Genomic DNA, 19,252 nt, shown 5'->3' with positions numbered 1-19,252 from the left:
TGTCGCTGCGTCGGCACATCCGCCGACCTTGACCGCCGGACTCTAACTTACGAGCCTGGCCACCTCGATGGGGCAGACCAAGATCATTGACGCCCTGAAACTCCTCTTGCTCCCGCGATCGTCCGATCTCGAGCGAAAGGCCTGATGGTGTCGATCATAGCGTATTGCATTTTGCGCTACAAGGCGTTATCTTCAGGTCCGAAGGAGGTGCCTCATGGCCACCACAGCTGACCGTAAAGAATATCCCATCTCGATGCGACTGCCAGAGTCGGATGTCGCGATGATCGATCGGGCCGCTACGTTGCGTGGCCGCTCGCGCACCGACTTTGTGCGCGATGCCGCCGTTCGCGCCGCCGAGGAGGTTGTGATGGAAAATCGGCTGATCCGCATGAGCCCCGAAGGATTCGCCGAGTTCATGGATGTCCTGTCCCGTCCGGCGGCTCCGGTTCCCGAGATGGTCGATCTGGCGCAGCGGGCCGCTCCGTGGGAGCCCGGCTACGACGCCAAGCGGTAGTCGTGTCTCTATCGGCGCCTGAGCCGCTCACCGCTGCGCATGATGTCTCCGAATTCTCCTGCGGTAAGCCGACACTCGATCACTGGCTTAGGACGCGGGCACTGTCCAACCAAGAGAAGGGCTTTACCGCCGTCATGGTCGTCCACGACGGCGGCCGTGTCATCGGCTACTACGGTCTTGCACCGACGTCCGTCGTTCCTTCGTTGCTGCCTCGCTCGGTTCGGACAGGTCAGCCACCAGATCCCGTTCCCTGTCTCCTTCTTGGCCAACTGGCCACCGACACAGCATGGGCTGATCAGGGTATCGGGACGGGACTACTGAAACACGCGCTGCAACGCTGCGTTCAGGCGGCTGCTCTGGTCGGTGGACGCGCGCTGATGGTCAACGCTGTCGATGCGGAGGCTGCGGACTTCTGGCAGCGTCGCGGCTTCCTGCCTTCAAAAGACGACCCGCTTGTTCTGTTCCGTCCCCTGTCCGAGATTGCTGCTTCTTTGGCTTTGTAGTCTAATTTTTCTGATCGCACGATTGAAACGCCGGACCGCTACCGCCGAGTTTGTTCTCTTAGCGCTTGGTTGCCTAGAGTGCCACGGCCTTATGTACAATCTCCATCAGAGGACGGAGATCGCCTTTGTTTGCCAATTTGACGGCCCAATAGTAGTTCGCGCCCTTATCAAGCAGATCGGATTCAACATGCCCGAAGAGATCGTGGTCTGCCCCCAAAGAAGTGGTCCTCAATTAGGTATGGCTTTTGAGCCGAGTGAGGAGAGACGAGATGGCCAGGAAACGGCACACAGCAGAAGAAATCGTTGCGAAGCTTCGTCAGGTTGACGTGCTGACATCGCAAGGGCGACCGGTCGCAGATGCGGTTCGGTCGATAGGCGTGACGGAAGTTACGTACTACCGGTGGCGGCAGGAGTATGGCGGGCTGAAGGGCGACCAGGTGAAGCGGCTGAAGGAACTGGAGGCCGAGAACACAAGGCTTCGTCGCGCGATCTCGGACCTGACGCTGGACAAGATGATCCTGGCTGAAGCTGCGCGGGGAAACTACTAAGCCCCGCGCGCTGCCGTGCCTGTGTGGATCGTGTGGTTGGCGAGCTTGGCGTGTCCGAACGACAGGCGTGCCTGGTTCTGGGCCAGCACCGATCGACGCAGCGCAAGATCCCCACGCGGCCTGACGATGAAGCGGCGCTGACCGCCGACATCATCGCGCTCGCCACTCGGTATGGCCGCTACGGCTATCGTCGCATCACGGCGATGCTGCATCGAGCCGGCTGGGTTGTGAACCGCAAGCGGGTCGAGCGGATCTGGCGACGCGAGGGGCTGAAGGTTCCGCACAAGCAGCCCAGGCGCGGGCGGCTCTGGTGCAATGAGAACTCCTGCATCCGGCTTCGCCCGGAACATCCCAACCATGTCTGGTCTTACGACTTCGTTCAGGATCGCACCCACAATGGAAGGAGCTTCCGCATGCTCAACGCTATTGACGAGTTCACAAGGGAATGCCTGACGATCAGGATCGGTCGAAAGCTGAAAGCCGTCGACGTGATCGACACGCTCTCGGACCTGTTCATCCTGCGCGGCGTGCCGGGCCACATCCGTTCCGACAACGGTCCGGAGTTTGTCGCCAGGGCGGTACGTTAGTGGATTGCAGCTGTCGGGGCAACCACGGCCTACATCATGCCCGGCAGTCCTTGGGAGAACGGCTACTGCGAGAGCTTCAACGCGAAGCTTCGTGATGAGCTGCTCAATGGCGAGATCTTCTACACGCTGGAGGAGGCCAAGGTCGTCATCGAAGGCTGGCGCCACCACTACAACACGGTCCGGCCGCACTCGTCCTTGGGCTACAGACCACCAGCGCCGGAAGCCATCTCATGGCCGCCTTCGCATCCCGGACCAGCTTCGCCGACCACGCCGACGATGGCGCCCGCAATAGGCTTCCACTAACATTAAAACCGGATCACCCATTGGGGGCCGGCCACTACTCATATGATGCGGTTCAAATCGGGGCGACAATGCCAGTGTTTTGTCTCGATACACGGCCAGATCACCAGCCTATTCCACCTTAATCGAAGACATCTCATCGCTGCCGGCCGTCAACAACTTCGCGCCCATGGCACTGCGACCTGAAGGGAGATCGCATTGTCGATCGAGGCCTGAAAGAAGACCCAGAGCCTTAAGAGAATCCGCGCCCCGTTAAGGCGACGTCACCCCCCCCCCAACCATCATGCTTGATACGTACTGGTTGCCGCTCTTCCCTTGTCTCTATTTTTCGGCGGATAGGGGCACTGCAATCCTGAATTTCAAAACACCGTCTAGGTCAGCGGTGGCGCGTAAACCGGTACGGGAATGCCTTCCATACGGGCCTTGATCTGCAATGCGACGAATTTCGAGAAGAAGCGGGACAGCGCAAGGTTTCCGCCCTGGAACCACAGATTCTCCTGCGCCACGGGTTTGTACATGTTGCGCAGCTCGCCATGCCAGGGGCCGGGATCGTTTCGTGTGCCGGAGCCCAGGCCCCAGCAGGTTCCGATGCTATTGCCAACCTCGCGTGAGACGATCTGCGCCACGACCTCGTGCATCGACTGAAAGCCGGTCGACTGGATGATAGCATCGACCTCCAGTTCGGACCCGTCGCCAAAGCGCATGCCAGTCGATGTCAGGTGGTCGATCTCCGTCCCGCTCTTCACCTTAATCTCTCCGTCGATGATCAGCTGTGAGGCGCCGACGTCGACATAGTATCCGGAGCCGGTCCGATAGGCCTTCATCATCAGCCCGGTTTCGTCCGGTCCGAAATCGAGCAGGAAGCCGGTTGCGGCCAGCTTTTCGTAGAATTCCGCGTCGCGCGCGCGAATCCTATCATACAGCGCCTTCTGGATCGGCGGCTGCATGGCGAACGGCGTCGCGGCCGCGATCATGTCCGCGCGGTCGACGTCGATGCCGCTTTCGACCGCTTCTTCCGAATAGAGGTCGAAACCCAATTCCATCAGCGTCTCGGATCGCACCACGGTCGTCGGCGACCGCTGGATCATCGTGACGTCGGCTCCGGCCTCCCACAGATCAACGGAGACGTCATGACCGGAGCTGGCGGCGCCGATCACGGCCACCTTCCGGCCCGCAAATTTCGTCCCGCTCGAATACTCGATGGAATGGATGATCTCGCCGGCAAACGTCTCGGCGCCAGGAATTTCGAGCCGTTTCGGCGGCCCGTAGGCGCCGGTGGCGAAGACGAGTTGTGTGGGCCGAAGCGTCAACTTACGGCCCCCGCGCACCAGTTCCACTGACCAGCGCTTTTCCGTTTCGTCAAAGCTGGCCGAGACGCATTCGGTGGAACCCCAATAGGTGAGCTCCATAACCTTCACATACATCTCCAGCCAGTCGCCCATCTTGTCCTTGTGGGTGAAGATCGGCCAGTTCGGCGGAAACGGAATATAGGGCAGGTGGTCGTACCAGACGGGATCGTGGAGGACGAGTGAGCGGTAGCGGTTGCGCCAGGAATCGCCTGCCTTCTCGTTCTTTTCAACGATCACAGTCGGGACGCCAAGCTGCTTCAGCCGTGCGCCGAGCATGATGCCGCCCTGGCCGCCGCCTATGATCAGACAGTACGGGTCCGCGCCCTGCGCGAAGGCGGCTTCCTCGGCGGCCCGGCGCTCGCTCCAGCTCATCCGGTTCCGGTCAGCACCGTGGCTCACGCCCATCGGCCGCCTTTGTCCGGCCTTCTCCTCGTGTCCGGCAAGTGATTGCAGTGTGGTCAGGATCGTGCGGCATCGACCATTCTCGAGGGTAAATATCCCACTGCCTGCACCCGCTGCCGTGGAAAAGTCGAACCATGCCTGTACCGGCACGGATTCCGGCGCCTCGGTAATACGCCAGTTTGAAGGTCGCGTTGCCGGAAGCTGAGAAGTGAGCATCGCGGCGATAGCCGGCTTGCCTTCCAGCGTCTTCACGTTCCATGTGAACGAGACGATATCGCGCCAGTAGCAATCCTCCACGAAACAGTCTAGCACCGCGTCGATGTCGCCGCGCGCCAGCGCTTCCGAAAAATCTGCAAGCCAGGCAGACGCCTTGGAAGCGGGTGCAGTGTCGTGCATTCGATCTCATCCCTGATTGACTGTGGTTCGATGGCTTTCCGCTGCTCCTCCGTGGCGGCGCAGAGCAGGTGTTCAGTCGCCCAGCGGCTCCATCGCATTGCCTTTGCGGTGGTTGATCACGGTGTATTTGATCCTGCGGAGCGTCTCGCGCGCATCCGAGCCGAGGCGGTATCCGACCGCCGTGGAAACGAGGTCGAGTATGAGGAGGAATGCGTAGCGCGACGCTGTCGGCTTCAGCGCGCTTGGAAATTCGGGGATCTCGACCGTGAGCGCCAAATCCACCTCGGCGGCAAGTCCGCTTGCCGGGGCCGTTATCGCCATTGTCCCGGCGCGATAATGCTTGGCGAGCGCAACGGCCTCGATTACCTCGCGCGTGCGCCCCGTGCTCGATATGGCGACGACCAGATCGTTCGGCTTCAGCGACGAAGCCATCATTTTCATCACATACGGATCGGAATGGGCGGAGACGACAACGCCATAGCGGAACAATCTGTTCTGCGTCTCAAGCGCTAGCGTTGCGGAGCTCCCCCCAAGTCCGAACACCACCACCTGCCGGGCACTGGCAACCATGTCGGCGGCGCGCAACACATCTGCCGGGCCGATGCTGCGCTCGACGGCGGCAAGCGCGTTGCGCGCCTCGCCGAAGACCACGCTCCACAGCGGCGAGGCATCATCGCCGGGTTCCGGCGGCGGGGTAGGTGAAAGATAGAGCCGGCCAACGACAACGCTCTGGGCCAGCTTCAGCTTGAAATCCCGAACGCCATTGCAGCCGATCGCGCGGCAGAATCGGGTGACCGTCGGCTCGCTGACGCCGGCCCGGCGGGCTATTTCGGCGTTCGACGCATCCACCGAGAACGATACCGCCGATAGCACTACGTCGGCTACGCGCCGCTCGGCAGGCCGCAATTCGCTATAGGAATCCTTGATCTGCGACAGGATGTCCGGAATCGGCCTGGACTGGATATCCGCCGGGTCGTCGCGCCGGCCCGCTTCCGCCTCTTGTCTTCCTGTTTTGAGCTCCATCAGGCAGAGACCTCTTCAACGTTAGCCAGAGACGTTGCAGTCGTATCGCATCATTTTCGGTGAGCGACGGTATTAGCACGATCGCAATTTTGTAGGAAACTTACATGCATTTCAATCCTTAAGTTCCAGAGAATCTAAGGGATTACAAGAGTGAAGGTTGACCGCACTCAACCCACTTGACTTAAAATGGCGGATAGTTACAGACTGTAGTCAATGGCCCGATAGAGGCTGCAAGATATGTTGGGGAGCTCAAGATGTCTGGCCGTTCCAGTCAGCCGAAGCTGTGCGTCGATGGTGCGACCAAGGTGTACAACACCAGGTCCGGCGACCTTCTGGCGATTGACCGTTGCTCCCTCGACATCAGGTCCGGCGAGATCGTCACAATTGTCGGGCCTTCCGGCTGCGGCAAGACCACGCTCTTGTGGTCGATGTCGGGGCTCCACAGCCTCTCCTCAGGCAGAGTTCTACTAGACGGCATTCCGGTGAACGGGCCAAACCCGCAGATCGGGATGGTGTTCCAGGAGGCGAACCTGCTCCCGTGGCGCAATCTGGCCGCCAACATCAACTTCCCGTTCGAAATCAAGGGCACCAGATCCGATCGGATCTGGGTCGACGAATTGCTGAACCGCGTCGGGCTTGAGGGCTTCGCCAACCGCTATCCGCGCGAACTTTCCGGGGGCATGCAGCAGCGCGCCGCGTTGGTGCGCGCCTTGTCGTACAAGCCGTCAGTGCTGCTGATGGACGAGCCTTTCGGGGCGCTCGACGCCTTCACTCGCGAGGAGATGAACCGGCTCGTCGAGGAGATCTGGCTCGATATGCCCATGACGATCGTGCTGATCACGCATTCGATCGAAGAGGCGATCTTCCTCGGCGACCGTGTTGTGGTGATGAGCGCGCGACCCGGCCGCGTGGCTAACATCCATGAGGTGCCTTTCCCGCGTCCCCGCTCGCTCGAGATCATGTCGACGAAGGAAGTCTTCGACCTGACCAATACGATCAAGCGGGAAATCGTCGGGGAGAGGAAGAGCCGCTATCTGCAGGGTGGGGGCACCGTCTCACCGGCGGCTTCAAACGCGTCGCTGTGAATCGCACACGGGGGGACGAGATGAGTGAAACGGACGCCATCCCCGAATTCGGGACCAAGAGCGGAGTTGGTGGTGACGTAGGCATCAGCAACATGTCCGCCCTGACGGCCGGACCGGGCATCAAGTCCTTCGGCGAGGTGGTGGCTATCCTGCTCGTCGCCATCGTCGTGATCGGCGGGACCGAGCTGGCGCTCGGGGCGTTCGAAGTCCCGCAATACGTGCTTCCGAAGCCCAGCGAGATCGCCGTAGCGCTCGTCACTGAATTTCCCAGGATTGCGCCGCACCTCGGCCATACGCTGGTTGAACTCGGGGTCGGCTTTGCGATCGGAGCGACAGTCGGGCTCCTTCTGGCGGCAGTGATCACCCAGTTCCCATTCGTCGAGAAGATCGTTACTCCCTACATCCTGTTGCTGGTGACGACACCGATGCTGGCGCTGGTGCCGCTGCTCATCTTGCGCATGGGTTTCGGCTACGAACCGCGCATCGTCGCCGTGGCGCTCGCCTCGGGGCCGATGGTGATGATCAACGCCACAACCGGCTTCCGCCGCGTCGACCACGGCAAGATCGCGCTGGCGCGATCCTACGGGGCCTCGACCCTCCAGATATTCTGGAAGATCCGTGCGCCGATGGCACTGCCGATGATCTTCGTCGGACTGATGGTCGGCTCGATATTCGGCCTGCTGACGGCGGTTGGTGCGGAAATGGTCGGCGGCGGCTTCGGCCTCGGCAACCGGCTGACATCCTATTCCTCGATGATCCAGATGCCACAGTTCTTCGCGGTCGTCCTGATCCTCTCGATTCTAGGCATCTTCATCTACGTCATCTTCTTCCTGCTTGGAAAGAAGTTCGCCAGCTGGGAGGCCTGAGCACAGATCCGATGTCGGGAGGAAGAGGCATCGGGACCAACAGTCCAGAACGTTCCGAAAAAGGGGAAAAGCGATGAACAAGTTCTCCATGCCCAGTCACATGAACCGCAGAACCTTCCTGCAGGTATCGGCGGCGGGCGTCGTCACCGCCAGTTCGCTCGGCTCCGCAGGTCGCGCCCTTGCCGATCCCTATCCGAAATTCACATGGATCTCGCCGCGCGGCACGCTGGAAGTGCTGGACGACTATCCTTACTGGATAGGCAAGAAGATGGGCTATTTCGACGATCTCGACGTAGAGATCGCAATGGAGCCAGGCCCCTCCGACGGTACCGCGACCGTCAAGTTCGTCGATGTCGGCCAGGCGGACATGGGCTTTCCCTCACCCGGCGTGTTCTCCTTCGCGATCGAAAACGGGATGAATCTGAAATCGGCCTTCCACATGGGAGCCAAGGACACGTTCAGCCTAGCCTTCCGCAAGGGCGAAGGCACCAACGATCTCAAGACGCTCGAAGGAAAGAAGATCCTGCTCGGCTCGGCCGCATGGCAGTCAATCGTCGACCCGATGCTCGCCGTGCAGGGTGTCGATGTCAGTAAAGTCACCTATGTCGAGGCCGGCTGGCCGACCTGGGCGACGGCGCTCAAGGCAGGCCAGGGTGACGCCGCGCTGAGCTGGGAGGGCCTGCGGGCGGAGTGGATCGGCACCGGGCTGGAATTCGAGTACTGGCTCGGCGTCCAGCATTCGCCGCTGTTCGCCAACACCTTCGTGGTCCGCGCCTCGGATCTCGAGGACCCAGACAGGAAGGCCTTCCTCGACAAGTATCTGCGGGCTTGGGCGATGAGCCTCGAATTCGGCTACCTGAATCCACGCGCGGCGGTGGAAGCGGTGTTCGAGCAGTTCCCGACCCTTGCCAGCAATATCGGTCCGGAGCTGGGCGTGACTTCGATTCTCCAGCAGATCGCCGTCTTCCGCGGCGACATGGATCAGCGGGCGGGCTGGGGCGACCACAACATGGCCGCATGGCAGACCTTCTTCGACGAAATCCACAAGCTCGGCCAGATCAGCTCTCCGGTAAGAGCCGAAGATGTCTGTACCAACGAGTGCGTCGCGGCCGCCAACGATTTCGACCACGACAAGGTCAAGGCAGATGCCGACGGCTACGAACTCACCGACGAGTTTGCGGCAATCGACGTCGACGCCGTGAAGGCCCGTCTCTACGACCAGGCGGTTCCGGGCTGATCCGTCGCTGAAAACGTAAGGGCGGACGGCCGCGTCCGCCCGCACCACACCATGAAGGGGAGGGCCTGATGGCCGACAAAGTAAAGGTTCTGGTCGTCGGGCTGGGCAATATGGGCGCGTCCCATGCCAGCGCCTACCACCGCAACCCCGGCTTCGAGATCGTCGGGCTGATGAGCCGCACGATCAGGTCTAAGACGATTCCGGACGAGCTGAAGGACTATCCGCTGTTCGAGGATTACGAGCAGGCTCTCTCCGAGACGAAACCGGACGCGGTGTCGATCAACACCTGGCCGAACACCCATGCCGAATACGCCATCAAGGCGCTGAACGCCGGTGCCCACGTCTTCATGGAGAAGCCCCTGGCGACCAATATTGATGACGCGGAAGCCGTCGTGAAGCTGGCGCGTGAGAAGGACAGGAAGCTGATGCTCGGCTACATCCTGCGCGTCCATCCGAGCTGGGTGAAGTTTATCGAGCTCGGCAAGACGCTCGGCAAGCCGCTAGTCATGCGCCTCAATCTGAACCAGCAGAGCAACGGTCCAGCCTGGGCTTGGCACAAGAACCTGATCGACAGCCTGATCCCCATCGTGGATTGCGGCGTCCACTATGTCGACGTCATGTGCCAGCTCACCGACGCAAAGCCGGTGCGCGTGCACGGCATCGGCGCCAAGCTCTGGGACGATGCGTCCAAGCAGAATTACGGCCACCTTCATGTCACCTTCGACGACGGTTCAGTCGGCTGGTATGAGGCTGGATGGGGGCCGATGATGAGCGAGGAAGCGTTCTTCGTGAAGGACGTGGTCGGCCCGCGTGGCGCCGTTTCCATCGTGCCGGACCATTCCGAGGGCAAGGACCAGCTGGCCGACATCTCCGATTCTGCCGACATCGACCAGCACACCAAGACCGACGCCATCCGCTATCACCATGCGGAGGTCGGGCCCGACAAGAACTTCGTCAAGAAGGACGAGCTCTTCAAAATGGAAGGCGAGCCGGGCCATCAGGATCTTTGCGACCGCGAGCAGGCCTTCTTCCTCAAGGCGATCCAGGAAGATCTCGACCTGAGCGAGGCGAACGATGCCGCAGTGAACAGCCTGCGCATTGTGCTTGCCGCCGAGCAGTCGATCCACGAGAAGCGCGCCATCGAGCTGAACTAATCCGTCCTTGCCGGCCCAAAAAGCGGGCTGACCGACCCAACGGAGCACCCTTATGAGCGAGCCGGCAGCCGCCGAATGCTACGAACTCGTGCTTGAAGGAGGACGCGTCCTCGACGAACGAAACGGCGTCGATGCTGTACTGGACGTGGCTTTCCGGCAAGGTCGGATCGCCGCGGTCGGCGAAGGCCTGGCGGCGAAAGCCGCGCGGGTCGAGGATGTCCGCGGGGCGATTGTCGCTCCAGGTCTCATCGACATCCACACTCACGTCTACAACAAGGCGACCTCTCTCAGTGTGGATCCCGATTTCATCGCGCGTCGGTCGGCAACAACGACGCTGGTAGATGCCGGCAGCGCCGGAGCCGGCAATTATGACGGCTTTCGCGACTATGTGATGGCGCAGTCCCCCTATCGCATTCTCGCTTTCCTCAACATCTCGTTTCCGGGCATCTTCGGCTTCGATTGGGGCCTGTCTCTCGGCGAGGCGCGGCTGCGCGAGATGCTTCCGGTGGACCGTTGCGTCGCCAAGATCGAGGCCAACCGCGACCGTATTGTCGGGGTCAAGGTACGTATCGGCGGTCCGGTGACCAACAAGCTCGGCCTCGGCGCGCTGGAACTGGCGCTCGAGGCGGCGGAGGAGGTCGGCCTTCCGCTGATGACCCATATCGGAACCGCGCCGCCGAGCTACGCGGACGTGGTATCGATGCTGAGGCCGGGCGACATCCTCACCCATTGCTACCGCCCAGCGCCCAACGCTGCGCTCGACGAGAACGGGAAGATAATCGACGCGGTACTCGCTGCTCGCGCACGCGGTGTGCTGTTCGACATCGCCCACGGCATGGGCGCCTTCAGCTACACCATCGCCGAGGGCGCGCTGAAGGCAGGCTTCCCGCCCGACCTCATCTCCTCCGACGTGCATGTGATCGCCGTCGAGGGACCGGGATATGACCTGCTCCACACGATGAGCAAGCTCATCAATTGCGGGCTTTCGCTTTCCGAGGCGATCGGCATGGCGACGAGCCGGCCGGCGCTGGCGATAAACCGCCCGGAGCTCGGCCATCTCGGCGTGGGCGCCCCGGCGGATGTGACTGTCCTCAGGCAGGTCGACGGCAACTACGTGTTCGCCGACGTGGAAGGGGTGAGACGCCAGGGCACGACGTTGTTGCAGCCAATGGCGGTCTATCTCGGCGGGAAAAGGATGGAAGTCGCGCGACGCCCGTTCGAGGAGCCGTTCATTATTGGTGGGGCGCACAGTTGCGGAGGTCACCTTTGAGCTACAAGGCAATCTACGCTTACGCTTGGGATCTTGCAGAAGCCGGCATCGAGACGGCGGAACGCGAGTTCCTCGAACTCGGCGTCGATACCGTTACCATTGCGGGAAGCTACCACGCGGGCAAGTTCCTGCGGCCGCACGGCAAGACCGGAAAGGTGTACTTCCCGGATGACGGCACGGTCTACTTTGAGGCCGACCGGTCACTCTACGGTGCGATAAAGCCGGTTCAGAACGGGCCGCTCGGCGGACGGGACGTGCTGCGCGAACTGGTCGAGCGCGACACGCTGGGGGTGAATGTCTGGCTCGTGATGCTGCACAATACGCGGCTCGGCATGTCGCATCCCGACGCCGTCGTCCGCAACGCATTCGGCGACCCGTACTTCTACAATCTGTGCCCGTCCTCTTCCGAGGCGCGGGCTTACGCCGTCGGCCTGGCGCGCGACGTGACGCAGAACTATCCGGTACGCGGCATTTCGGTGGAATCGCCGGGCTTCGCCCCCTACGCCCATGGCTACCACCACGAGTTCGCGCTGATGAAGACGAATGTCTGGCTGGACAACATGCTCGGCCTCTGCTTCTGCGGCCATTGCGAGGCGGCCGCACAGAAGCGCGGCATCGATGCTCGCCGCCTCAAAGCGAAGGTCGTCGCCGATATCGACGGCTACCTTGCCAGCGACGTCGACTATCCCGACGACATGGCCGCTGCGTTCTGGACCGCCGATGTCGCCACCAATGGCGATCTTGCCGCCTATCTGGCGATGCGTCGGGAGGTCGTCACATCGCTCGTCGCGGAAATTCGCGCTGCGGCTCGGCCTGACGCGGAGGTGGCCGTCATCCCTTCGGTTGCGCGGCCGACCGGCGCCGCCTGGTATGAGGGTACGGACCTCGCGGCACTCGCAGAAAGCCCGGGCATCATCGAAGCCTGCTTCTACGAACCGAGTGCTGCGCGGGTGCAAGCCGACCTGCTCGACATCCGCCGCCGCATGAACGGCAAGGGCAAGCTGCGCGGCATTCTGCGGCCGTCACATCCGGATATTGCAGCTAGGGGCGAATTCCTTGCCGCTGTCGACGCGTTGCGCGAAGGCGGCGTTGACGAACTGGCGTTCTACAATTGGGGCCATCTGCGGCCGGCCAATCTTGGCTGGATTGCGGAGGCGCTTCGGAGCGGGCGATGACGAACCAATACCATGGCCAGACGGTCGCGATTACCGGCGCGGCGGGCGGGATCGGCCAATGGCTGTGCCGGTTCTTCGGCTCCGCAGGCGCGCGCATCGCCGCTCTCGATCGCAGCGCGGCGGTGATGGAGTTCGCCGACACGCTGAGAAGCGAGGGAATGGAGGCAACCGGCGCGGTCGTGGACATCGGCACGGCCGATGCAGTGGCGGCTGCCTTCGAGGGCTTCGGCGACGTCCACGTGCTTATCAACAATGCCGGTCTGTCGCGTGCTCCGACGCTGGCAGTCACCAGCCCAAACGACTGGAGCGACGATGTCGCCTCCAATCTTAATGGGGCCCATGCCTGCACCCACGCCGTGCTGCCGCAGATGGCGGCCCGCCGCGCCGGCGCGATCGTCAATGTCGGCTCGATCAACGGGCTGATGGCGCTGGGCGATCCCGCCTACAGCGCTGCCAAGGCTGGTATGATCGCGCTGACCAAGGCGGTGGCGATGGAATATGGCCGCTATGGTATTCGCGCCAATTGCGTCATGCCGGGAACTGTCCGCACGCCGATCTGGGTCGATCGGCAGAATAAGGATCCCGGCGTCCTCAAGACCCTGGAGCGCTGGTATCCGTTGGGCCGCATCGTCGAGCCGGAGGAGGTCGCGCGCGTCATCGCTTTCCTTGCTTCCAGCGACGCCAGCGCGATCACCGGTGCTGCTATCCCTGTCGATTGCGGGCTGACGGCCGGCAACATCGTCATGGCGCGCGAACTGACGCTGGAAGATTTCTGAAGGGAGAACCCCATGAACCGCTTGCGCATGGGAATCATCGGGCTTGGATGGTTCGGCGAAATTCATGCCGAAACCATTGCCGGCATTCCGGAGATCGAGCTTGCTGCCCTGTGCACGCGCACGCCCGAGCGGCTCGCTGCCATGGGCGAGAAGTTCGGGGTGAAGAAGCTGTTCCGCGATTACAACGACATGCTGGCCGATCCGGAGATCGATGCCGTCTCGATCTGCACGATGTGGGACCAGCATCGCGAACCGGCCATCGCCGCGCTGCAGGCCGGCAAGCATGTCTTCCTCGAGAAGCCCATAGCCTCGACCGTCGAAGACGCCCGCGCCATCACCGAGGCGTCGAAAGGGTCAAAGGGCATCCTGTTCATCGGCCACATCGTGCGCTTCAATCCACGCTATCGCATGGCGAAGCAGGCGATCGATGAAGGCCGCATCGGCAGGATCGTCGCATTAAGCTCACGCCGCAACATTCCGGCCGCATGGACCCCGACGATCCTCGAGAAGATCGGCCCGATCGTCGGCGACGCCATCCATGACACAGACATTATGCTGTGGTTCACCGGGGATCGCGTTGTGTCGACCTATGCGCAGACGGTCGACGTGCGAGGGCTGAAATTCCCCGACATCGGCCAGACCATGTACCGTTTCGCGGGCGGCGCCAGCGCCACGCTCGAAACCGTCTGGTGCATGCCGGAAAAAACCCCGTTCGACATCGATGAGCGCATGTCGATCATTGGTACAGAAGGGATCATCCACGTTCAGGACACCTTCCCGAATATCGGCATTGTCGACGGCACGAGGCTGCATTCGCCCGACACCACCTATTGGCCGATGTTCAACGGTGTTCGTGGCGGCGCACTGCGCGAGGAATTCGGCTATTTCGCCTCGTGCGCGCTGGGTGGAAAGCCGGTGACGATCGGCACCCCGGAGAATGCAACGGCTGCGCTTGAAGCCACTCTGGCGGCGGAAGAGTCGGCGCGTACCGGCGAAATCGTGAGGATAGGCTGATGTCCGATCTGGAGTACGTCTTCGACCACGTTGGCATAACGACGACTGAACCGCAGTCGCAGGAAGACTGGGTCGAGGCCAGCAAGATCTGGGTCACCAACCCGCGCAATCATCCCGAACACATCGAGTTTCTGCGCTACCGCGAGGACAGCACTGTGCCGGCCGCGGTGCGCGACAACCCGCATGTGGCCTACCGGGTCAAGGATATCGCACCGCATCTTGCGGCCGAAGGCGTCGAGGTGCTGATACCGCCCTTCGTCGTCGGCGATTTTCTGGAAGTGGCATTCGTGCGCAAGCATGGCATGGTGTTTGAATATATGCGCTACCTGAAGGAAGGCTGGTTCGACAATTGAAGCCCTCCGAGTCTGACTTGCCGGAAGCTGTGCGGAGCCTGCTTCGGCCGATTGATCGCACGTTGGATTCGGTGGAAACCCCCGTCGTGTTGATCGACGCGGACATTGCCGATGCCAATCTCACCCGCTGGCAACGGCGTTGCGACGAGGCAGGGATCGCCAACCGGCCGCACATTAAGACGCATCGCAGCATCGCTTGGGCCCTGCGCCAGATCGAACTGGGCGCAGCCGGCATCACGGTGCAGACGGTCGGCGAAGGCGAAGTGATGGTCGGTGCCGGGATAAGTGACATCCTGTTGACGAGCAACACGCTCGGGGCAGCCAAGCTGGCCCGTCTCGGCGCGCTCGCCGCCCGCTGCGATCTTGCCAGCGTGTCCGACAGCGTCGCGGTGGTAGACGCGCTTGCCGGCAGCGCGCGCGCGGCAGGCGCGCGGATACGCATCCTGATTGAGTGCGACACCGGCGGCGGACGGTGCGGACTTTCCGAGCCGGACGCCATAGTCGATCTGGCCCGCTATGTCGCGGCCGCGGAAGGCCTCACCTTCGGCGGGCTGATGACCTACCCGGCAGCCGGTACGCGGCGGAAATCCGCTCAGGCGCTCGAGGCCACCATTGCCGCGCTGCGCGCCGCGAGTTTCGAGCCGGCCGTCATATCTACGGGTGGCAGCCCCGACATGTGGAGCGACGAGGGGCTGGAGCCCGTCACCGAATATCGCGCCGGCACCTATATCTACAACGATCGCTCCCTGATTTCGCGTGGCACGGCCAGCCTCGATCAGTGCGCGATGACAGTGCTCGCCACCGTGGTCAGCCGGCCGACGCCGGATCGCGCCATCATCGATGCTGGCTCGAAGGCGCTTACTTCGGACCTGCTCGGTCTACAGGGGTACGGAATGTTGATTGGGCTTCCCGATGCCGTCATTTATCAGCTCAACGAGGAGCACGGCCTGATTGACGTGTCGAAATGCGAGACCAGGCCCGAGGTCGGCGACCGCGTGCGCATACTGCCTAACCATACCTGCGTCGTTTCCAATCTATTCGACCGCATGCTCGTGGTGCGCGGGGGCAAGCTCCTCGGCACATTGCCGGTCGACGCGCGTGGCAGGTCGAATTGAAAGGAAGAACGATGACCAGAGAGCATTTTGGCACCTCGCACGTCCCGCTTTCGCCGGCGGTGCGCGCAGGCGATTTCGTCTTTGTCTCGGGACAGGTGCCGGCCGGGGCCGACGGCAAGATCGTCGAAGGTGGGGTGGGCGCCCAGACGAAGCAAGTTCTGGAGAATATAGCGACCGTCCTCTCGCTTGCGGGCTGCGAGTTGTCGGACGTCGTCAAAACGACCGTTTGGCTGAAGCACGCGGAAGATTTCGCGGAGTTCAACGCGGCCTATGAGCCCTTCTTTCCTAAGGACCCGCCAGCGCGATCAACCGCGGAGTCACGACTGATGATCGACATCCTCGTTGAAATCGAAGCAATCGCCTACAAGCCACTCCCACGCTGAGTTTCGAGGGCGTGCTTGCGGCGTAGCCGATCGCGAGCTCGGTCTGCTGAGCCGGAAAGGAACGGATCCGCAGACGCCGGCCGATCCGCCTCTTATCGCGATGGGTGGCCGTCTGTGCCTCGCTGGACCTAGAACCCCAGCAGGACCCGCGGCAGCCACGTTGCAAGCCCGGGGAAGGCGACGAGGATCAGCAGGCAGATTGCCTGCATCGCCAGAAACGGCACCACGCCACGATACATGTCCGGAAGACGCAGTTCCGGTGGGGCGATGCCCTTGAGGTAGAAGATCGCTGGCGCCAGCGGCGGCGTGAGATAGCTGGTCTGAACGATCAGCAGGATCAGCATGCAGAACCAGACCGGATCGAACCCGGCATCGCGGACAAACGGCATGAAGATCGGCACGAAGATCAGGATGATCGAGATCCACTCGAGGAAGAAGCCTGCCACGAAGACGATCGCAAGGAAGATCGCGAGCATCATCGCGGGCGAGACGTCGAGATCGCCGAGCACGCCGCGCAGCTGCGTGATCCCGCCCACCGAGCCGAACGCGACGGTGAACATCGCGCCGCCCAGCAGGACGAACATGATCATTGCGGTCACGATCAGCGTGCGCCAGCCGGCGGCACGGAGCATCGTCCAATCAAGCGCCCCGTAGCTCGCCGCCAGCACCAGGGCCGCCATGGCCCCGATCGCCGCCGCTTCGGTCGGCGCCGCAATCCCGGCGATGATGGTCCCGAGCACGGCCGTGATCATCAGAAGCGGCGGGACCAGCGCCGTCGTCGTGATCCGCAGCTTCCGTGATAGCGGAATCGCGTCGATCTCGGAGACGTCGGGGCGCGGCGCCTTGTGGGGCTGAACGATGGCGACGCCAACGACATAGGTCAGGTAGAGCGCGGCGAGGATCACGCCGGGAACGATCATGCCCACCATCAGGTCGCCGATGGATACGTCCGCGATCGGGCCGAGAATGACCACCACCACGGAGGGCGGGATGATCGTGCCCAGCGAGCCGCCGGCGCAGATCGTGCCGCTGATCAGGCTCTTGTCATAGCCCTGGCGCAGCATCGGGGGGATCGCGAGCAGGCCGATCACCGCTTCGGTCGCGCCGACGACGCCTGTCGAGGCGGCGAAGACGATGCACATCACGATGGTGCCGACGGCCAGGCCGCCGGGGAGGCGTCCGGTCCAGAGCTGGACCGCGTGAAACAGCCGCTCCGCAATGCCGGAGCGTTCAAGGATCGCGCCCATGAACACGAACAGAGGCACCGCCGCCAGCACGAAATTCGACGCCGTTTCGTCGATCTTCTGGGTGAACTGAAACAGGATCGGGCGGAGATTGAAGTCGAACTGGATCAGTCCGACCACGAACCCCGAGACCATCAGGGCGAAAGCCACCTGAACGCCGGAAAAGATCAGCAGGAACAGGCAGACGAACATGAGGATGGGCAGCAGGTCCATCATGACCGTTCCTCGCTTCCTGTGAGCACGGAGAGGGCGTGCAGGATTTTCGCGGTGACCTGCAGCGTCAGCAGCGCGAACCCGGCGAACATCACGGCGCGGAACGGCCAGGCAGGTGGGTTCCAAGCGCTTTTCCCCGTGGTCCGCCCGGAGGCGAAGGCGTCTGCCGCGTAATCCCACAGCGCGTGGCTCATGAGGGCGCAGAAGGGCAGAAAGAGGACGAGCAGGAAGGCGAGATCGATTGCCGCCCGCCCCCGAGGGCCGAAGGCGCCGTAGACAAGGTCGATGCGCACGTGTTCGTTGCGCAGCAGTGTCACGGCGCCGCCGAGCAGGAAATAGGCGCCGGTCAGCATGTATCCGAGCTCGAAACTCCAGGAGGTGGGGCTGCCCAGAATTTTTCGGGCGATTACTTCCCAGACGGTGACGAGGACGAGCGGGGCAAAGAGCAGAGCGGCGCCGACACCGACCCAGAGTGTCAACGCGTCGAGCCGCGCCGCGAGACTGCTCAGCCAGCCCGGCCGCTGGTGAGGAGGGGACATGTTAGGACCTCGGCGATTGGAATAAGGTGGCCGGCCCGTGCGGGCCGGCCCTTATTGCGGCGCGGGTTCAGCGGACGACCCTGCGGTAACGCTCGGAACCTTGCCAGAGCGCGTCGAACGCCTTCTGGCTTTCCCAGACACGGGCAAACCATTCGTTGTCCGCCGCGATCTTGTCGGCATAGGCGACGCCTGCGTCGAACACGGCCTTCTGAACCTCGGGATCAAGGTCGATCACCTCGTTGCCCTGGTCCTCGAAGAAGGTCTTGGCCTTGGCGTCGGCTTGTCCGAAGGCGATCCAGCTATCCATGGTGACCAGCCGGGCCGCATCCTGCAGCAGGGCGCGGTCGGCTTCGGAAAGACCGTCCCACACGCGCGGCGCAATCATCAGTTCGAACGGGGCCACGGGCTGATGCGCGCCCGGCAGGATCACGTATTTTGCCACCTGGTGAAAGCCGGTCGACACGTTTTCGCCGAGGCTGCCGGATTCCACCGCGTCCACCACACCGCGCTCGAGCATGGTATAGACCTCGCCCATGGGCGCGGTGACCGGGGCGGCGCCGAGTTCGGCCGAGATCTCGAGCCAAGCGCCGACGGTGCGCAGCTTGAGCCCCTGGAAATCCGCGAGGGTGCGCACGGGCTTGTTCGAATGCAGGAACACTTCCGGGGTCCGTATCCCCAGCGGCATCGAGACGAGATCGAAGCGATCGCGCCGAAACTCCCGCCAGAGCTCGGCCCCGTCCGCGCCATACAGCCAGTGCAGCATCCGCTCGCTGTCGAACGAGCCGGCGAAGCCGCCGAACAGGATCGTCGTTCGGTCCTCGCCCCAATCGTACCCCATCCAGGTATGACCCATGTCCGCGACGCCGTTGCGCACCAGATCGGACACTTCCAGGGCCGAGCCCAGGGTTCCGCCGGGATAGGTCTCGATGGTGATGCGGCCATCGCTCAGCCGCGCGACCGTCTTGGCATAGGCGTCGGCCATGAGCTCCATGGTGAAACCACCGCTCCAGCTCGTCGCCATGCGGAAATTCAGTTCGTCTTGGGCTCGTGCCGTGCCGGCGGTAAACGTCAGTGCCGGGGTCGCCAGGGCTGCGCCCAGCAGTTTTCTACGGTTCATTCCGTCCTCCCAAAATAGAAATTACCGGGCCACGCACGGGCCGGAAGACTGTCCCCGCTCCGCGTTTCGGCCGTGGCAGGCCGCCGCGG

Annotated in this window: 18 protein-coding genes and 1 pseudogene; 14 read left to right on the top strand and 5 right to left on the bottom strand. The window is 62.6% G+C overall.

Going from position 1 to position 19,252, the window contains the following annotated elements:
* The first annotated feature begins 214 nt into the window (after window positions 1–214).
* From MUB46_RS06165 to MUB46_RS06155, 3 genes and pseudogenes are all read left to right on the top strand, one after another.
* Window positions 215–514 (top strand): type II toxin-antitoxin system TacA family antitoxin, encoded by a 300-nt coding sequence (locus MUB46_RS06165; protein ID WP_261614991.1) that lies wholly within the window; start codon window positions 215–217, stop codon window positions 512–514.
* Between the two features lie 2 nt (window positions 515–516).
* Window positions 517–1,017, top strand: coding sequence for a GNAT family N-acetyltransferase (locus MUB46_RS06160; RefSeq protein ID WP_261614990.1), 501 nt, complete (start codon window positions 517–519; stop codon window positions 1,015–1,017).
* A gap of 269 nt (window positions 1,018–1,286) precedes the next feature.
* Window positions 1,287–2,455, top strand: a pseudogene (locus tag MUB46_RS06155) (IS3 family transposase).
* A gap of 368 nt (window positions 2,456–2,823) precedes the next feature.
* On the opposite strand, the gene MUB46_RS06145 reads toward MUB46_RS06155, so the two are convergent.
* Window positions 2,824–4,599 (bottom strand): NAD(P)/FAD-dependent oxidoreductase, encoded by a 1,776-nt coding sequence (locus tag MUB46_RS06145; protein WP_261614989.1) that lies wholly within the window; start codon window positions 4,597–4,599, stop codon window positions 2,824–2,826.
* Window positions 4,600–4,671: 72 nt separating this feature from the next.
* Window positions 4,672–5,622 (bottom strand): MurR/RpiR family transcriptional regulator, encoded by a 951-nt coding sequence (locus MUB46_RS06140; protein ID WP_425256217.1) that lies wholly within the window; start codon window positions 5,620–5,622, stop codon window positions 4,672–4,674.
* Window positions 5,623–5,876: 254 nt separating this feature from the next.
* Here MUB46_RS06140 and MUB46_RS06135 point away from each other — a divergent pair, with 254 nt between their 5' ends.
* The 11 genes from MUB46_RS06135 (at window position 5,877) to MUB46_RS06085 (ending at window position 16,050) form a co-directional block, all read left to right on the top strand.
* Complete coding sequence (locus MUB46_RS06135; RefSeq protein WP_261614988.1) at window positions 5,877–6,707, top strand: ABC transporter ATP-binding protein; 831 nt, start codon at window positions 5,877–5,879, stop codon at window positions 6,705–6,707.
* Window positions 6,708–6,727: 20 nt separating this feature from the next.
* Window positions 6,728–7,573, top strand: a complete 846-nt coding sequence (locus tag MUB46_RS06130) for an ABC transporter permease (RefSeq protein WP_261614987.1) — start codon at window positions 6,728–6,730, stop codon at window positions 7,571–7,573.
* Window positions 7,574–7,646: 73 nt separating this feature from the next.
* Window positions 7,647–8,810 (top strand): ABC transporter substrate-binding protein, encoded by a 1,164-nt coding sequence (locus tag MUB46_RS06125; protein ID WP_261614986.1) that lies wholly within the window; start codon window positions 7,647–7,649, stop codon window positions 8,808–8,810.
* A gap of 68 nt (window positions 8,811–8,878) precedes the next feature.
* Window positions 8,879–9,964: a Gfo/Idh/MocA family protein gene (locus MUB46_RS06120; RefSeq protein ID WP_261614985.1), complete on the top strand. Its 1,086-nt coding sequence runs from the start codon at window positions 8,879–8,881 to the stop codon at window positions 9,962–9,964.
* 52 nt (window positions 9,965–10,016) lie between these two features.
* Complete coding sequence (locus MUB46_RS06115; protein WP_261614984.1) at window positions 10,017–11,234, top strand: amidohydrolase/deacetylase family metallohydrolase; 1,218 nt, start codon at window positions 10,017–10,019, stop codon at window positions 11,232–11,234.
* Window positions 11,231–12,409: a hypothetical protein gene (locus MUB46_RS06110; protein ID WP_261614983.1), complete on the top strand. Its 1,179-nt coding sequence runs from the start codon at window positions 11,231–11,233 to the stop codon at window positions 12,407–12,409. Before MUB46_RS06115 ends, MUB46_RS06110 begins: the two co-directional genes overlap by 4 nt.
* The gene (locus tag MUB46_RS06105; protein ID WP_261614982.1) at window positions 12,406–13,185 is read left to right on the top strand and encodes an SDR family oxidoreductase; all 780 of its coding nucleotides are present in this window, start codon (window positions 12,406–12,408) and stop codon (window positions 13,183–13,185) included. Before MUB46_RS06110 ends, MUB46_RS06105 begins: the two co-directional genes overlap by 4 nt.
* 12 nt (window positions 13,186–13,197) lie before the next feature.
* On the top strand, window positions 13,198–14,199 hold the full coding sequence (locus tag MUB46_RS06100; protein WP_315902713.1) for a Gfo/Idh/MocA family protein: 1,002 nt from the start codon (window positions 13,198–13,200) through the stop codon (window positions 14,197–14,199).
* The gene (locus tag MUB46_RS06095) at window positions 14,199–14,552 is read left to right on the top strand and encodes a hypothetical protein (protein ID WP_261614981.1); all 354 of its coding nucleotides are present in this window, start codon (window positions 14,199–14,201) and stop codon (window positions 14,550–14,552) included. Before MUB46_RS06100 ends, MUB46_RS06095 begins: the two co-directional genes overlap by 1 nt.
* An 86-nt stretch (window positions 14,553–14,638) precedes the next feature.
* Window positions 14,639–15,667: an alanine racemase gene (locus MUB46_RS06090; RefSeq protein ID WP_315902712.1), complete on the top strand. Its 1,029-nt coding sequence runs from the start codon at window positions 14,639–14,641 to the stop codon at window positions 15,665–15,667.
* 11 nt (window positions 15,668–15,678) lie between these two features.
* Window positions 15,679–16,050 (top strand): RidA family protein, encoded by a 372-nt coding sequence (locus tag MUB46_RS06085; RefSeq protein ID WP_261614980.1) that lies wholly within the window; start codon window positions 15,679–15,681, stop codon window positions 16,048–16,050.
* A 128-nt stretch (window positions 16,051–16,178) separates the two neighbouring features.
* Here MUB46_RS06085 and MUB46_RS06075 read toward each other — a convergent pair whose 3' ends face one another.
* The 3 genes from MUB46_RS06075 to dctP form a co-directional block, all read right to left on the bottom strand.
* Window positions 16,179–17,507: a TRAP transporter large permease gene (locus tag MUB46_RS06075; RefSeq protein WP_425256216.1), complete on the bottom strand. Its 1,329-nt coding sequence runs from the start codon at window positions 17,505–17,507 to the stop codon at window positions 16,179–16,181.
* Entirely contained in the window at window positions 17,507–18,046 is a 540-nt protein-coding gene (locus MUB46_RS06070; RefSeq protein ID WP_261614979.1) for a TRAP transporter small permease subunit, read from the bottom strand. The genes MUB46_RS06075 and MUB46_RS06070 overlap by 1 nt, the downstream gene beginning before the upstream one ends.
* Window positions 18,047–18,113: 67 nt before the next feature.
* Complete coding sequence (gene dctP, locus MUB46_RS06065) at window positions 18,114–19,163, bottom strand: TRAP transporter substrate-binding protein DctP (RefSeq protein ID WP_261614978.1); 1,050 nt, start codon at window positions 19,161–19,163, stop codon at window positions 18,114–18,116.
* Window positions 19,164–19,252 lie beyond the last annotated feature (89 nt).

The organism is Microbaculum marinisediminis (assembly GCF_025397915.1).
GTDB classification, from domain to species: Bacteria; Pseudomonadota; Alphaproteobacteria; order Rhizobiales; family Tepidamorphaceae; genus Microbaculum; species Microbaculum marinisediminis.
Note: the sequence above shows the minus strand (reverse complement) of the source record. Positions and strands in the feature narration are given on the sequence as shown.